Annotated in this window: 9 protein-coding genes and 2 pseudogenes; 1 reads left to right on the plus strand and 10 read right to left on the minus strand. The window is 67.6% G+C overall.

All coding sequences use genetic code 11. The features are described 5' to 3' along the window. Nucleotides 1–397 precede the first annotated feature (397 nt). From ACFZCY_RS39035 to ACFZCY_RS39070, 8 genes and pseudogenes are all read right to left on the minus strand, one after another. On the minus strand, nucleotides 398–1,459 hold the full coding sequence (locus ACFZCY_RS39035) for a DUF317 domain-containing protein (RefSeq protein ID WP_391184658.1): 1,062 nt from the start codon (nucleotides 1,457–1,459) through the stop codon (nucleotides 398–400). A 12-nt stretch (nucleotides 1,460–1,471) separates the two neighbouring features. After that, a complete protein-coding gene (locus ACFZCY_RS39040) occupies nucleotides 1,472–1,735 on the minus strand; it encodes a hypothetical protein (RefSeq protein WP_391184661.1) in 264 nt (87 codons plus the stop codon). Nucleotides 1,736–1,788: 53 nt separating this feature from the next. Further along, entirely contained in the window at nucleotides 1,789–2,265 is a 477-nt protein-coding gene (locus ACFZCY_RS39045; protein WP_391184663.1) for a DnaB-like helicase N-terminal domain-containing protein, read from the minus strand. A 65-nt stretch (nucleotides 2,266–2,330) separates the two neighbouring features. After that, a pseudogene (locus ACFZCY_RS39050) lies at nucleotides 2,331–2,870 on the minus strand (methyltransferase domain-containing protein); the annotation flags it as partial. A gap of 34 nt (nucleotides 2,871–2,904) precedes the next feature. After that, nucleotides 2,905–3,363 (minus strand): hypothetical protein, encoded by a 459-nt coding sequence (locus ACFZCY_RS39055; protein ID WP_391184666.1) that lies wholly within the window; start codon nucleotides 3,361–3,363, stop codon nucleotides 2,905–2,907. A 68-nt stretch (nucleotides 3,364–3,431) separates the two neighbouring features. Beyond that, the gene (locus tag ACFZCY_RS39060; RefSeq protein ID WP_391184668.1) at nucleotides 3,432–4,361 is read right to left on the minus strand and encodes a hypothetical protein; all 930 of its coding nucleotides are present in this window, start codon (nucleotides 4,359–4,361) and stop codon (nucleotides 3,432–3,434) included. Between the two features lie 563 nt (nucleotides 4,362–4,924). Further along, nucleotides 4,925–5,626 carry an MFS transporter gene (locus tag ACFZCY_RS39065; RefSeq protein WP_391184671.1) on the minus strand — a complete coding sequence of 234 codons (702 nt, stop codon included), beginning with the start codon at nucleotides 5,624–5,626 and terminating at the stop codon, nucleotides 4,925–4,927. Nucleotides 5,627–5,779: 153 nt separating this feature from the next. After that, nucleotides 5,780–6,442: pseudogene (locus ACFZCY_RS39070) on the minus strand (hypothetical protein); the annotation flags it as partial. A gap of 1,492 nt (nucleotides 6,443–7,934) precedes the next feature. Between ACFZCY_RS39070 and ACFZCY_RS39075 the strand changes: the two are divergent. After that, on the plus strand, nucleotides 7,935–10,484 hold the full coding sequence (locus tag ACFZCY_RS39075; protein WP_391184674.1) for a tetratricopeptide repeat protein: 2,550 nt from the start codon (nucleotides 7,935–7,937) through the stop codon (nucleotides 10,482–10,484). A 773-nt stretch (nucleotides 10,485–11,257) separates the two neighbouring features. On the opposite strand, the gene ACFZCY_RS39080 is transcribed toward ACFZCY_RS39075, so the two are convergent. Together ACFZCY_RS39080 and ACFZCY_RS39085 are read right to left on the minus strand one after the other, a co-directional pair. Next, nucleotides 11,258–11,965 (minus strand): hypothetical protein, encoded by a 708-nt coding sequence (locus ACFZCY_RS39080; protein ID WP_391184677.1) that lies wholly within the window; start codon nucleotides 11,963–11,965, stop codon nucleotides 11,258–11,260. Continuing rightward, nucleotides 11,962–16,077: a CHAT domain-containing protein gene (locus tag ACFZCY_RS39085; protein ID WP_391184680.1), complete on the minus strand. Its 4,116-nt coding sequence runs from the start codon at nucleotides 16,075–16,077 to the stop codon at nucleotides 11,962–11,964. Before ACFZCY_RS39085 ends, ACFZCY_RS39080 begins: the two co-directional genes overlap by 4 nt. Nucleotides 16,078–16,108 lie beyond the last annotated feature (31 nt).

A 16,108-nucleotide genomic window follows, 5' to 3' on the forward strand; every position in this document is an offset into this window, starting at 1 on the left:
GTGCATCAGCACCCCTAATCGTCTCGGCATGCCTCGTCCTCTCTGTTCCCGGTTTGCTGAGTCCCGGCCGGAGTTGGCTGGGACCGTCATGGGGGATGGAGAGAAGCGGTGGCGTGCCTGAGCACTGGGGGTCAGCCTAGGGCGCGAATCTGCTTAGCGTGGTCGACTTTCCACAATTTGGTGGATTCAAGTACGCGTTGGGCCTGCGGACAACCGTCAGTGAAGTCCTGTCAGCTTGGCGACGGGGTCTTGGCGTGGCTGGAGCGGGGGTGTGGTGCAGCCCGAGCCGTGGGGTGCGTCGCCGTCAGCGACAACCTCCCCTCTGCTGCTGGCTCCTGCCGTCGTAGGCGTGAGCGTGTGGTCAGTGGCGCCGACCAGTCTGGAGTCTCGGGCTGATCTACGGCACTGCGGGGAGCCGCGTGGTGGGCTGGGGCGGCTGCCGGGGCGCGCCGGAGCGTGGCTGGTGCCGGGGGCCAGTGCTGTGCGCGAGTTCCGCGACCAGGTCGGCGATCACCGCTGCCGGAGCGGAATGCGGGGCGCGGAGGGTCCAGGTCGGCCGGTAGATGCTAGGCCCGGCCCAGATGGTCCAGGTGGTGAGGAGGCTGTCGAGTTTGTGGGCGGCGAAGTTGTCGAATCGGACACCTGCGTCGTGGGAAGGGTTCGTCCAGCGGAGCCAGCGTCCGTCATCGATGGTGTGCGTCCAACCGGATTCTGTGAGGGGCTTGGTGGCGTCGGCGATGTGCTTCTCGGCGGCGGGACTACCGATGGGGCTGTCCCAACCTTCGCCGTCGGCGAGGAGGTCCAGCAAGGTCTGGAGTACCGGGGCTGAGGTGGAACCGGTCGCGGTGAGGTGCCATAGGCGCTCCGAGACGGGCGTCTCGAAGGCGGCCACCGTCCAGGCTGTCTCGTGGGGATGGGCTTCGTGGACGCGTTCGATGCGCAGGGTCTGTGACTCGTGAATGGCGTGGGTCGTGCCGTCGGACCAGGTCCGCCATCGTTCCCAGTCGCCGTGGGCGTCGAGGAATCCTTCGAGGATGGCGTTGTGGTCGCCTGGGTCGGCCGCGTGGGCGGGCACGATCTCCGGTTCAGCGGTGTGAGGTTCGGGCTGGGCAGCCGGTATACCGAGTGAGGCGCGAGCTTCGGCGGCCTCGCGCTCGGTGTCGGTCATCGGCGCGGACCCGGGCCGCATGGTGTCGCCGTGGAGCTGTTCGAAGGACACCAGGGCATGGGCGGGTGAGTCGAAGAAGTCGGCGATCTGTCGCAGGTGGTCCTCGCCGTGGAGGTAGACGCTCTTTCCGCCGTCGAGATAGGTACCGACCCCGACGGTGGTGTGGCTGTCCTTGGCATGGGCGTGGATTAGAAGCCGTCCGCGGCGGATGTCGTCGTACAGCTTCTGGGCCTCGTTGGAGACCTCACGGACTTCCTCCCGGGAGCACCAGGTATCGAGTAGTTGGCCCACTCCCACTCCTCGTCAATCGCTTCCTGGAGCCGGGCGGTGATCTGGGTGGTGATCCCCTGGGCAGTCAGGGCTTGAGCGGCTCTCCGCCCAGTAGGGCTCTTCGCGGTCGATGCGGACCATGACCAGGGTGTGATCGTCGAGGGCTTCGAAGCCGTGGGCGGCCAGCAGGCCGTGGGCCAGGTCCTGCCGGGTGCCCGTGAGGGTGGCGGTGGCTGCGCTGGAGTGCGTGGGGTGGGTGTCGAAGTGGACGTGCGCGTTGATGGGGGGTGTCGTCACGAAGGAGTGCGCTCTTCTGCCGGTGGCCGGTCCGGCCACCGGCGAGTTCGGGGTCAGCGGGAGAAGCGGACGGTGGGTGGAGGCGTGGTCCGGGGCGGCCCGGCTCGAGGCGAGGCCCTTGCCCCGGTGCGCGCCGTCCTTGTCGCCGCGGGTGAGGTGGCGTGGTGCCAGCGGGTGCGTACGGCGGACAGGTCGGCGAGCGCGCGACGGCTGCAGACGACGAGTTGGTACGGCGTGGTGGCCGGGGCGTCGGTGAACGCCTCGATGCGGCGGCCGATGTGGTGGGCGGTGGTGAGGATGGAGCGCTGGAGGATGCGCTCGCCCCAGTGCTCGGGGGACCCGGCTGGTGAGCCGAGGAGGTCGAGGAGCTGTGCGGGGTCGACGCCGGGTGGGAGGAGGCCGCGTTGATGGGCCTCCCACAGGACCGTCACGGGGTCGACGGGGGCGTGGCGCCGAGCCAGTGCGGTGAGGCACTGCCACAGCCCGGCGTGCAGGGGCAGGGTGAAGTCGGCCGGGGTCAGCCACCGCATCTGGTCCGCGTCGTCGGGATGCGCGGTCGCGGTCGCGAGCAGAAGTCGCTCCTCGTCGAGCGCCAGACGCCGATCCGGCCCCCTGGCTTCAGGACGCGGAAGGTCTCGGTGAACACAGCCTGCTTGTCGGTGGACAGGTTGATCACGCAGTTGGAGATGACCACGTCGATCGTGCCCGCCGGCAGCGGGATGGCTTCGATGGTGCACAGGAACTCCACGTTCGTCGCGCCGGCCTTCGCCGCGTTGGCCAGCGCGAGGGCGAGCATCTCCTCGATCATGTCCAGGCCGTACGCCTCGTCGGTCTCCCCGACCCGGCGGGCGGACAGCAGGACGTCGATGCCGCCGCCGGAGCCCAGGTCCAGGACGCGCTCGCCCTCGTTCAGGTCGGCGACCGCCGTGGGGTTGCCGCAGCCGAGCGACCCCGCGACGGCGTCGGCCGCAAGCTCGTCGGTCTCACCGCCGCTGTAGAGGGTGGAGCCGAAGTTTTCGTCGATCTCCACCGGCGCCGGTCCGCGGCAAGCAGTCCCGCCCTCGGTGACCTTCAGAGCGGAGGCCGCGTAACGGGCCCGGACTGTCTCGCGGAGGTCGGGGGACTGGTCGGTCATGGCGGACCTCCCAACTTGCCGTTGGTGCGTGCGGTCAGCCGGTCAATGCCTTGACTTCCTTGTCCACGGAGTCGGCAGCAGGGGTCAGGTCCCCATCGAGCGAGTCCAGAATCAGTCCAAGGGCGGCCTGCGGGTAGTACTCGCGTCCGTGCAGCGGTTTGTGGCCTGCACCCTTGAGGCGCGCCAGCATCCCGTTCTCCGCCTCTCGGGCAACCCCCGCAGGAAGGCCGGTGAAGAGCCGGTGTCGGGTGTTGTAGCCGTCGCGGGCGTGCCGCGACAGCCGGACCTCTCCGTCCCCGTTGCTGATGCCGAACTTGACCCCCGGCTTGCCGGTCACCCGGTCTGTGCCCGTCACGACGTAGAACACATCCTTCGGCTTGACGGCCCCGGCTTTGGCGGCTTGGCCGGTCCTAGCCTTCCGCTCGGCAGCAGCAGCGGCGCGTACTTCCTGCGCCCGGGCCCGTGCCTCCCGGTCGGCCTTCAGTTTCTGCATGGCAGCCTCGCGCTCAGCCCGCTCGGCAGCCTCGCGCTCAGTCCGGAGAGAGGGTTCACGCGCTTCCGCTAGTTCCGCTCGGTCGCGTGCACACGCATCACGTGCATATAGGCGCGGAAGCGGTCATAGTCGACGCTCGGCTCGAACCGCACGATCGCCTCTGCGATGTGCGCCTCGTTCAGCGTGTACTCGCCATCCTGATGATCGTGATCCTCCCAGCTCGCCTCGACGATGCCCCAGAGTCGCGACGTCTCGATGCCTCGCAGGCCGGCCAGGTGGTAGTTGGCCTGGATGAGGTATCTGCCGACAGGGTCGTCCCAGAAGGGATCGTAGATATCGGGGCCGGGGATTCGACGGTCGGTGTTCTGCGGAACAGCGGCACGGACGCCCCTCAGGCGGTGCCGTGAAGCGGCGTACGTGTCGACCCCTACGTCACGCGCAGCAGCCCGCAGAGCCGTCACGGCCTGCGCCAGGGCGATTCCTGCAGAAGTGACCGCCTCCATACAGGCAATCACCTCGGCCGATTCGTAGACCTCGCTCGCGCACACCTCGATCGCAGCTGGGTCTGACTGCGGCTCTTCCGCCGAAACGATCGGCGCCACTCCCGCAAGGGCGGCTAACAGGTGATCGGCGTCCGCCCACGGGACCGTGATGTGCACGAACCCGGAGTCAGGGAGTGGGTAGACGCCATGCCCAGCGCCGTACTTGCTGTGCTCACCGTGACAGGTCAGGTCGATTCCGACCCGCTCGGCGAGGAGCCGGATCCCTCGGACTGCTTCGTCGGCCCAGGCGTTTCGTACCTTGATAGGGGCGCGACCGTAGCGGTCGACGACCCCTTCGTATGGCGGGGCAGGAACCTCGATGAGTACTCCTTCATCGCCCCTGGCGAGAAACGCCTCCGCGTCCGGAGCACCCCCTTCCCTGAGAACCGTTTGGAGGCCCCGCCCAAGACTCTGCTTCTCGTCCTCCGTGTACCTGGACCACTTGCGCACACGCACGCTGTCTCCCCCTCGATGGCCGGCCACCGGGCCGGAACGGCGACTCTATTCCGCTGCTCTGACATCTCCGCCGAGCGGGCGTACCAGGACTTCGTCGAGCGGGACTGGACCGTCCCCGCCGCCGGGGTGCGCACACCGGCGGGGCACTGTCGGAGCCGGGCAACATCGGCGCGGCACCGGGCATTCCGCACCTTGGAACATCCCGCTGTACCAGCAACGGCCATAATTAGATCTCCTCCAAAGGGTCGGAAAGAAATTGGGGTTGCGCCCTGATCAGGGCGTCTTGTGCTGGCCTGGGAGCGGGCGGCGGTACTGGCCGCGTGGCAGTTGTCCGGTGGGGCCGAGACGTCGGCGCGCTGCGAGCAGGACGGTGAGAGCGAAAGCCGCGCTGGCGGCGGGGAGCGCCGCGCTGGCCAGGGGCCGCTCGGCGAGGCGTCCGGCGAGGACGGTGCCGACGGCCTGTCCGGCCCCGATCGACAGGATCAGTCACGCGTACGCCTCGCTTGTGCGGCCCGCGGGGGTGAGGGGGTCGGTGGTGACGTAGGCGCAGGCGACCACGAGGGTCAGGAACACACCGGGCACGCCACCGCGGAGGTGGCCACATACGGGACCGGGAGGGCAAGGAGCGGGAGCCACCCGGTCAGGAACGCGGCCGTGGCGATGGACCACACGTTCATGGCGCCGATTGCGAACCCGATGCCGGTGAGGGAGACGAACAGCAGTAACACGGCAGGGACGGCCAGCCGCTGAGCCGGGGTGGCGTTCTGGCTCCCAGATCGTTCGGGTCGCCAGCGCCGCGACGGCGGCGTGAGGGTGACCGCGGCGGTGCCGACCAAGCCGAGGGCGGCGGTGACGGCGAGCGCGACGGTGGGGCTGTAGGCGGAGGCGAGTGCGGCGACGAGCAGGGGGCCGACAATGTACGGCAGGCCCTGCATGCCGGTGTCGAGCGCGAGAGCGGCGTGCCGCAGCCGAGGGTCGGGCAGCACGCTAGGCCACAGCGTCCGCAGCCCGGCCTCCAGGGGAGGCGTAGTCAGGCCGCCGCCAACGACGATGGCTGTGGCGAGGCCCGGTCCGCCGTACGGTCCGGACAGGGGCAGGGCCGCCAGGAGGGCCGAGTTGAGTAGGGCGGCCGGGAGGTGCACCGCGCTCTGGCCGTGGCGGTCCATGAGGCGTCCCTTGACCGGCTGGGCCAGCGCAGACGACAGCCCGTACAGGGCGCTGAGCAGTCCGCCGAAGGCGACGCTGGGCCGCTCGCGGTGGCCCACAGGAGGATGGCGACGGGCGCCATGCCGTTGGTGAGTCGGCCGGTGAGGGTGCCGCCGAGGAGGCGGGCGACGTAGGGGCTGCCCAGCACCGCGCCATAGGTGATGCGCGGGGCCGGAGGTGCGGTCAGGGACAACGGGGTGTTTTCTCGGTGCTTAGCGGCGGCGGGCGGGCGTGCTGGCGCGGAGCGCCGGTGTCGGCGGTGTGGTGTCCACGGCGGGGCGTGGGCGGATTCGCAGCACGGGGGTGCGGTGCGGCGGCAGGACGGCGACGGTCGCGCCGAGGTCCTCGGCCGCCTCCTCGACCTCGCGGGTGAGGAACTTGATCTGCCGGCCCAGCGCCGAGAGGCGGGCGGCGATCTGCTGGCCCTGCACGGTCTCCAGGGCGCTGGCGAACTGACCGCTGGTTTCGAGGAGTTCCTGGAGACGGACCATCGGGCCCGCGTCGTAATACTCATGGGCGTAGTGTCCGATCACCTGCCAGCCTGGTGAGCCCGGGTCGCCGCTCAGCGCGACCACCGTCGAGTCGTCGTCTTCGACGAGGTAGGCGAGGGTGATCGACTGTCCGTCGGCGGCGTACCACGACTCGGTCAGCTCCAGCTCGCCTCGTCTCTGCGCGGCCTGGGCCTTCTCGGTCCACATCTGCCGTTCTTCGTCGGTATGCGGGGCCTTGTGGTGCTGTCCATCGCTCTGGTCGGCGAGGTTGCTGGCGATGAAGCTGTGATCCGCCCAGGCGGTGAGGTGCGGCCACAGGGCTGATGCTGCAGGATTTCCCGGATGGTCGAGGCGCCGACCTTGCGTCCCAGGCCGAGCAGTTCGCCGTGGAGCCGTCGGTATCCCCACCCCGGGTTCTCCCGTGCGAGGCGCAGGACCAGCTGCCGCAGTGCTTCCGGCTTCGGCGGTCGGTCCGGTCGGTGGTGTGGATAGGTCCACTTCCTGGCCTCGAGGCGTGCGTGCCAGCGCAGGACCGACCGTGGAGTGACCAGCAGCGCCAGCCGGGCACACTGCTTCTTGTTCACCAGCCGGAGCAGCGCTGCCATGACGACGCGATCACTCCAGGAAAATTGAGGTCGTGGCTGGACGCGTTGCACCACAACGAGTTGATGTCGGGGCATCAAGATCTCGACGTCTTTCGCCGCACTCGACCGGGAAAGCAGCGCAAGCCATCGGAGAGCTGGCACGCGAGTTGATAGATCAGACGTATCGCCACGACCCAGCATGATGCCGCACAGCAACCGCCAGCCTCCTGCGCTCTGGCAGATCCGAACCCGCACTCGGGTGACACGGTTTCCGACACCCACAGGGCTCTGGCGCGGTGCTCGTCGGTGTCGGCGGGCTGGTGGCCGGCCAGCGCGGTACCAGGTGGTGACTACGGTGCAGGCGAGCAGACCAAAAGGGACGGTGCGTTCGACTGCGCGGCGGGTGCGGTTGCAGGCCTCGCCGACGCCGTGGTCAGCTGCTCCCCGCACCCGCGGGGATGGACATCCGAGCGTCGACAGACCAGGACGCATACCCGGACGCTCAGGATGATGGGCATTCGCCTGGTGACTCAGGTGGGAGCGCGGCGACCTATTATGTCTGCGAGGAGTGGGGCTTTGTGTACGAATTCAGGTCACGACCGGGTGAGCGGGGCTACGGTCAAAACACCGGTTGCCGACGGACGAGACGAGTGCATAAGTGTGCCGCACGTGTGGGAGGTTTTGATGGTGAGTAGCTCGGGATCGGGCCGTGGCGCGCTATGGGTGGCTGCGGTACTGGCGGGCACGGCGTCGGTCGGGTTAGTTGCCGTGGCAGTGATGGCCGATTTGAACACAGCAGCACTCGTATCAAGCCTCATAGGCGCAGTGGTCGGCCTAGTGGGTGCGGTGGGCTCCTTCGTCGCCCTGACCCGCACCCCCAGAGGTCGTGGTCGTGTGGGACGCCAGGTCCGGGCAAGACGAGGTGGGTTCGCTGCCGGCGGCAATTTCGCTGGCAACGCCGTCGGTGACCGGTCACAGGTGTCGGGACCGCGCACTCCTGATCGTCGGCCTACAACCCCGGGAGGCCACGATCACGTTCAGGCCGGCCCAGGTGCCGTGGTAGCTGGCGGGGACATGACCGACAACGCCTTTGGTAACGAGAGCCGTCGGTGACCGCGCTGCCGTGGCGTCGCGGAAGGTCGTCTGCCCGCCCCAGCCCGGAAGACGGCATCCCTGCGGGGAGTGACCGGGACGCGGACTCTCATGCGCCAGAGCCGGGCACCGCCGTTCCTTCTGGCAGCGCGCGACACGTGAGGGTGAGCCGCGGCGGCGTAGGAGCGGGCGGTGACATCGTGGGCAATGCACTCGGCCCCTACAGTCGGGTTACCAATATCGGGGAACAGCACGTGCATCTGCCGCCTGACCGAGGGCTGGGGGTGACATGGCCGCTGGAGATCGGGGCGGTGCCGGCGTTGGCCACGGCGTTCCAGCCTCGGAGCCAACTGCGCAAGGAGGTTGAAGCGGCCCGTTCGGGCGGCGGAGCCGTCGTGTTGACCCAGGTGCTCTCCGGTGGTGGCGGCGTCGGCAAGTCCCAGCTGGCTGCCGCCTACGCCACAGAAGCTGTGGCGGATGGCACGGAGCTGGTGGTCTGGGCATCGGCTACCCACACGCACCAGGTGATCACGCAGTATGCACAGGCAGCCATTCGAATCGGAGTTCCGGGCGCCGACTCGGGGGACCCGGAAGTAGTTGCCCGTGCCTTTCTTTCGTGGTTGGCCACCACTCCCCGCCGATGGTTGGTGGTTCTGGACAACATCACCGACCCCACCGGGCTCGCCCCTTGGTGGCCGGCCAGCCGCACCGGCACCGGGTGGGTACTGGCCACTAGCCGTCTGCATGACGCTCGGCTCTCCGGCGGTGGCCGTACCCGCATCGCAATAGATGTCTACACTCCTGAGGAGGCGCACGCCTATCTGCGTGCCCGGCTGGACGGCGACGGCATGGGTCATCTCCTCGACGACCACAACGAAGCCCTAGCCAAAGCCTTGGGCTACCTCCCCCTCGCTTTGGGGCACGCTGCCGCCTACATGATCAACGAGGATCTCTCCAGCGCTGAGTATCTCGACCGCTTCCACCGCACCCGGTTGGAGCAGGCGCTGCCGGAATCCGCTGACGCCGATGGCTATGGACGACAGATCACCGCCACCCTGCTGTTGTCCCTGGAGGCAGCGCAGCGTGCCGACCCCACTGGACTGGTCACCCCCGCCCTGACCCTGGCCGCCCTCTTGGATCCCGCTGGCCATCCCCGTGGTGTGTGGGGCACCCCCGTAGCCCTCCGCTACCTCACCATCTGCCGCATGCCGCCGCATGCCTCTCAGCATGAGAAGGGACCAGCGGCCACTGCCGAGCAGGCTCATGCCGCCTTGCGTATCTTGCACCGCTACGCACTACTGACGTGTGATACGCGTGGCGAACCCCGGGCAGTGAGAATCCATGCCCTCACCGCCCGTGCTGTTCGGGAATCCACCCCGCCTGAAGTCCTTCCGGGAGTTGCAGCCGTAGCTGCCGGTTCACTGCTTGAAGCCTGGCCCGATCCCGATCAACTTCATCCGGATCTCGCAGCCGCTATGCGAGCCAACACTGAGGCTCTCGCCGACCATAGCGGCGGCCACCTCTGGCACCCCGAAGGCCACGCAGTTCTCTACACTGCTGGCTACAGCCTCGCAAACGCAGGTCTGACAGCCTCCGCCACCGCTTACTGGCAGCAACTCGCCGCTGACAGCGATCGTATATGCGGGCCCCATGACCGAGGCACCCTCGTTGCCCGCATCCAGCTCGGTGCCTCACTCCGTCAAGCAGGGCAGATCGAAGGCGCTGTTTCCGTCCTGAGGCAGGTACTCACCGACTGTGAAGAGACGTTGGGGCCCGACAACCCCGACACCCTCGTTGCCCGCGGCAATCTTGCTGGCGCCTACCAGCAAAGTGGGCGCGTGGACGACGCCGTTACCCTCATGGAGCAGGTAGTCGCTGACTGCAACAGGAGGCTGGAGCCTGACCATCCCAACAGCCTCGCGGTCCGGCATAACCTCGCTGCCGTCTACGGCTATGCCGGACGTACTGATAAGGCCCTTTCGATCGCCGAGCAACTTCTCGATGACTGTGAACGCACGATGGGCTCCGATCACCCCAATACCCTTGCCGCACGCGGCAACCTAGCTGGCTATCTCCGCTTGGCGGGGCACATCGGTCAGGCCATGAGCATTGAGACGGAAGTGCTCGCCGCCCGGGTGCGGTCTGCGGGACCCGACCATCCCGACACCATCATTGCCCGTAGCAGTCTCGCCGCCTCCTATGAGGAAGCCGGGCAAATCGCTGACGCCGTTGCCTGCCTGGAACAGGCACTTCGCGACAGCGAAAGGATCCTAGGCGCCGACCACCCCGATACCCTCAACATTCGTCGCCGTCTTGCAGATTGCTATTACCGCCATCTAGGGCGCATCGAAGACGCCCTCGCTATTGAGGAGGAGGCATTGGCCACCCTGGAACGAAGACTGGGGCCCAACGATCGCAGCGTCCTCAATGGCCGCGCCAGCATCGGCAGTGCCTACTGTCAGGCGGGACACGTCGATAAGGCCATCACCGTCCTCGATCGGGTGCTCGCCGACAGTGAACGAGTTTGCTCTGATCACCCCGACACGCTCTCGATCCGCGGCAACCTTGCTGCAGCCTACTGGCAGGCGGGCCGCATCGACCAGGTAATTGCTCATATGGAGCGACTACTTGCAGACAGTAGGCGAATCCATGGCGCCGACCACTCCACCACCGTCGTTGCACTTGCTGGTCTCGCCGCTGCGTACGTACAGGCAGGGCGGGCCGACGAACTCAGCACCCTCTTGGAGTAAGAGTGTAGTTCTTCTGATGAAAGGATGCGTGAGTGGAGGCCATGCTAATCGGGGTGTGCCCCAACAGTCCGTGTTTAACCTGGCGGTGGCGGAAGGTAGCCGTTCGAGCACCCCGGTTTCCCAGTCTCCGGAAGCGAGTCAAAGCTTGACTCGACCCCTCGGATCAGGCCTGCGCGCGCTCCGCGCGCTGTAGTCCCATGTCGCCGCGATAAACCTGCGATGCCAGGCCAACAGGGTGCCGGGCGTGACCGGGAAGACCTCACGCTACCGGCAGCGGGCAGCCCCGACAGCGCAGCCAACCAGAACCAGAACCGATCCAAGGGCTCACAGCGTACCCCGGCCGCTGATCTGGCGACGTAGCACCGCGTTCTCGTGCCGCAACACGAGCAACTCCGCGTCCTTCGTCGCCTCCCTGCGCAGCAGTATCCGGGGTATGGACAGCAGCTTGCGAACGACCTAGTACATCAGCGAGACGGTCACGCGAACATGCTGCCAGCCCGAGACCGAATACCTGACGTACCTGCAGCGACAGCTTTCCGGGCCCTACAGCATCCCGTTGGCGACCGCGTGGGTCGGGACGATCTCGACGTTCGTGAATCCAACGGCTTCCTGCCTCCGCCAATTCTCAGTGGAAGAGAGGGGCCAGGATTGCTCCGCTCCCTCACGATCAGCAATGCATCCGGCCTTTTCTCCGCATACGTGCTCACTGTGGAAAGTCACAGGTCGGTCTCTCTACATTAAGCGCCGCTCCCAGGCAAGGCAGCCGTTGTGTTTCAGTCCCGCCGATCAGTCTGATGACGCAGGTCGATGGTCCGCAATGTGGCGGGGAGATCTGCCCGGTAGGGAATCAGGCCGAATCGCCGATGCTTGATGGTGGCCGCCACCGTCACCCGGGCCTGAACGGGCGCGCCGGCGGTGGCCTTGACGATCAGCATGAAGGTCTCGTCGCCGATCAGGGGGTGACGGCTGGTCGCCTGGATGCGCCATTCCGGGTCGCTGTCTCTTTCACCCATTCCGATGACGAAAAGATCCTCCCTGCCTTGGCCGGGGGTGAGTTCGAGGGTGGATTCGACGATTGCGAGCTTGGCGCTCAGTCCGATGGTGGTTGCCCTCTCCACCGGGTGGGAGCGCTTCTTGGGAGAGATCGACCAAGCGATCGGCTGTCGGTCCGCAGGCTCATCAGGGGACTCCAGGAGAACGCCGACGGCAGCGTCGGCGAAGGGATCACCGTTCGCCGGTGGGCGGAAGGCGCACGTGAGGCTGAGAAGGAGATAGTCGCTGTGCGACGCCTCCGCGGTCAGGAAGCCGAGCCATTCCGCCTCGCCCGCGGCTGCCTCCTCCGCCGTCAGTGGGTGGACGACGGCGGTGCTGAGCGATACCCGCCCTTCGATGCGGTGCTGCGGGGCAGGCGACTGCAGCCGGGGCACCTCCACCAGGTCGATCTCCTGGAGCGGGGTCAGGGGTAGTTCCAGATGGGTCACGAGGCAGCTCCGTGGTTCGAATCCGAATGGCGCCAGTCGCCGATGAAGCAGAACGAGCCCCAGTCCCGGAATGCCGGATGGCGGCCGCGGACTGCCGACTGCGCGGCACGGAAAGCGGCCCGTCGGTCCGCTGTCCGCGCAAGGCACTCGTAGAGCGTCTCGAAGAACTCGGTCGCCACCTGTGGGTGGACCGGCCATAGACATCCGATGACGGCCGAGGCGCCGGCGGAGAGGAACGCGGCGGGCAGGCCGCGCAGATTGTCATTGACGTCGAACCGGCCCAGGGCAGATTCGCAGGAACTCATCGTCACGAGTTCGACACCCCGCAGGTCGGCCTGCAGCACGTCGTGGGCGAACACACGACCGTCGTTGTCCGCGTCCGGCGACAGGAACAGGCACTGATACCACGACGCCCACTCGTTGTGTGCCCCGTGCGCGGCCACGTGGACGTAACGCGCGCCGGCGAGTTCTGTGAGCAGTCGCCGCGGTGTCGCCGCGGTCCCCAGCACCGCGTTACCGCCCATCGCCAAAGCGACCTGGCTGGCGTGTGTTTCCAGGGCGTCCTGAGCAAGGAGACCGTGCCGGGCGGCCCCGGCCGCGGACGCGAAGGCGACGAGCCCACGCCCAGGCGGACGCTGAAGACCGGGCGCCTGCGTGCGGAGGAAGCCCAGGCTCGGCACCTGAGTGACGGTCCACTCATCGGCGAGGGGACGGCCGTCGACCTCCAGCAGGTGGTAAGGAAGGTAATGCAACGGGCCGTTGGGCCAAATGCATAAATGCCGCTTTCCCTGGGCCCGCCAGCCGTCCAGCGAAGCGGTGAAGCCCGCCAGATGGGTAACGCTGTCCTCCCTGAGCTGTCTTTGTGCCTCACGGCTGACAGGCCGGTACAGCGGGTCCGCGACGATGGCCTGCCGCAGGGCGGCGACGTGAAATGCCACCGGGTGGGCGGAGAGAGAGTGCTCTGCGCGCGTGAAGCGAATAAGCCCCGCTTCGAAGTTCGACAGGAGTACGGTGTGGTGCTCCATGTCGTCGCGGGTCACCGCCAGGCCAGACAAAGAGGTCACCGGCGCCTCGGTTCCGTCGCGGCGTGCGTGGCCAAGACACAGCGAGAGCAGCACTGTGTCCTCGGTCAGGAGTGCCTGCAACTCGTCAGGGAACATCATCGGTATGCAGTCCATGCGACCGGCGGCGAGGAGTTCCTGACTGATCCACCGGTCCGCGGCACGCTGCGTGTTGCGGTGCTCCGTTTCGGCATCGCTTCCGAGTTCGGACTCGCCGGTGCCCACGTAGAAGAGCATGGACTCTTCGGGGCCCGGCAGTTCGGGCTCGCTCAGCGGTCCGGACAGCTGTGACGCGTCCGCTCTGATGCGGGCCAGTAGTCGCGAGAGTTGCGCGGAGGGTGCGAACGGGCCGGGTCGTCCGGCGATGACCGTGAAGTCGATTCCCTTGGCAGCTTGGTGAATTGCCATCATCAGGGCGTAGGAGATGGTGGGTCCGCTCAGTTTGAGGATCAGCTGTTGGTACAGATCCCGGAGCTTCCATCCGATGGCTTCGTCGACGCCGCCCCGCAGCCATACAGCGGCGGGGATCAGTGCCGCCACGGCCGCGCCAGCGCTGCTCTCGTCGGCTGCCAACGCACTGCGCAATGCGGCATCGAGGCTGTTCAGCGCCATATCGGTCTGGCCGCACAAGGCATAGGCGGCGAGTGCGTCGGCGAAGTGACGTGCGGCGAGGGCCTCCTGTCCCGTCCCCGACATGCGCAGCCCTATATCGTACGAGAGTGTGCCGTCGAGGTAGTCCAGTGCGGGACCGCACCGGCGGCACAGCTCCGGAGCCAGGTCCCGCGCCTCCGCTGTCAGAGCGCGGCCGAGGTGTTCCTCCTCGTTTCCCCGGGCGTGGGCGGCGAGGTGGATGAGGGTCGCCGCGCGTTCCTCGGGGGGCCAGCCCTCTTCGTCCGCGCGGTTGCGGAGCTGACCTGCGGCTTCCTCCACGCGGATCAGCCCTGCGAAGCAGCCCAGGCGATTGTCCGCCAGACAGTGCACCTCGCTGGCCCAGCGGCGACGTCGGTAGGAATCCGTGGGCAGGTCCGGCAGTTCGCGGTCAGCGGCCTCGATCAGCTGGAACTCCAGGTCGGGCCGGCGGGCCTCCTCCGCAAGCGTGAGAGCCTCGGCGAGGACGCTCGCGGCCTCCCGCATCCCCTGTCGGTCCCGGACGGCTGCCAGCGGCAGGGGCAGCACGTCCTGAAGGTTGCCGGGCAGCGAGAGCTCGCCGGACAAGCACAGGATTCTCAGCAGGTATAGATGGGTGAGGGGATCCCGGACCGGGTCTAGCAAGTCGAACGCCTCACGGGCAGCCGCCCGGATCTCCTTGTCATGCGACTCCTGCTTGAGACCGGCGACCATGGACAGGGCTTCAGCCAACGCCTTGAGGACACGCCCCCGCTCGTGCTCGCGCGACAGGTCGGCGGCCTCACGCAGATACCGGACCGCCTCCTCGGCGGCGACCAGTGGAGGGGGCATCTCCGCAGTTTCCGGTGCGACGGAATCGTCGGGGTGGGCTGAGCGGTGCCGAGCTTGGCGTTCGCGCCACAGATCATGAGCCGACTCGAAGGACAGGCCCGACATGTTCCCCAGATACGGGCTGACGCGCAGCAGCCCCGCGGCGAACAGCGTCTCCGCGAGTTCGGCGACGTCCTCGGCGCGGCCGCTGTCGCGCAGAACGGCGATCTGTTCGTCCGCCACGGCACAGGCGCGGCTGAAGAGCATCCCGTCGGCCACGTCGATCAGCGCATGTCGTCCTGCTTCGACGTAGGCATCGGCCGCCCACCACCATGGCGTTCCGTGTCCGGCACCCCAACGGGAGCGCGCGGCCTCCAGAGCGAGGGTCAGTATCGGCACCGCATCGCGCGGCGTGCCAGCTTGTACGAATCGTAAGGCCCCGTGCACTACAGAACCCGCGGCGGCCTCCGAGAGCTCAAGGGACTGATCCTTCACTCGGCGTATAGCCTCGCTCTCGGTCACCACCCGCGCCGAAAGCTGCCCAGCAAGGTCGGCCAAGGTTTCGGCCTGGCGCCGGACCGCAGGATCTTCCGGATGGGCTGCTCGCTCGTCCTCGGCCGCAACAGCGTCGTTGGACAACGGAAGCCGCCTGGCCATCCTGGCACGGGACGTCCACTCAAGAAGAAGCCTCATGACTCTGCTCAGGTTGGCCAGGTACGCCTCGCGACCCGCGCCGTTCGTCAGATCGACCGCCCGGCGCAGCCACCTGGCCGCTTCCCGCAGCACCGAGACGATGCCGTCCTCGTCACCGACTGTCGCTTCCGCTGCTTCCGCTCGACGGCCGAGAGCTGAACCGAGTCCGGCCGCCGCACGCGCATACGCGGAGGCGTCCCCGGCAGCGTCCGCGAGAGCGGCCCGACAGACCCTCTCGGCTCGGGTGAGATCCCCCATGTTCTCTGCCACCTCGAAGCGCCGTACGAGGGCATCGGCGAAGGACACTCCGCGGCTCGCGCGCCGTAGGGCGGACGGCTCCGGGAGAGCGGCCACACTGCCCAGCAGTTCCACGGCGGCATCGGCGTCGGTGCTCCGTTCCACCGCAGGACGGTCGGGAAGAGCCGCGCGGTGTTGGAGCGCGAGGCCGTGGACGGTGTCCCGGTACGAGTTGTCATCGCTGTCGGCGACGGTCTTGATCAGGCTGATCGCCTGGTCGAGGGCAGCGATGTCACCTGTCTCCTCAGCATCGACGACCAGATCTGCCGCATGTTCCAGCGGGTCGCTCCACGGGTCGTATCCGGTCTCATCGGCGAGCCGGGGCCACAGCTCACGCGGCACCCGTCGGTGATCGACCAGGTAAAGCAGACCGAATACACTGATCGCCGTCTCGAGGTCCCGGGCAGCGAAGGTGCCGCCCTCGTGCGCCAGGGACCGGGCCCAATAGAACGCGGCAATGGTGTGAAGGGCATCGGGGTCGGCTTCTTCGGGTCGCCCACCCACCGACGCGAAGAGTTCCGCCGCAACAGCCAAGGCGTCGTCTTCGAGTACGCGCCGCGGATCTCCGCCTTCGCCGAACTCCCGTACACGAGCGGCCAGCTCGCTAAGACGCGCATCCTCCACGAATCCCCTCCGTCCGTTGGAGTGCTCATCG

Origin of the sequence: Streptomyces sp. NPDC007983, assembly GCF_042958345.1 — a bacterium.
GTDB lineage: Bacteria > Actinomycetota > Actinomycetes > Streptomycetales > Streptomycetaceae > Streptomyces.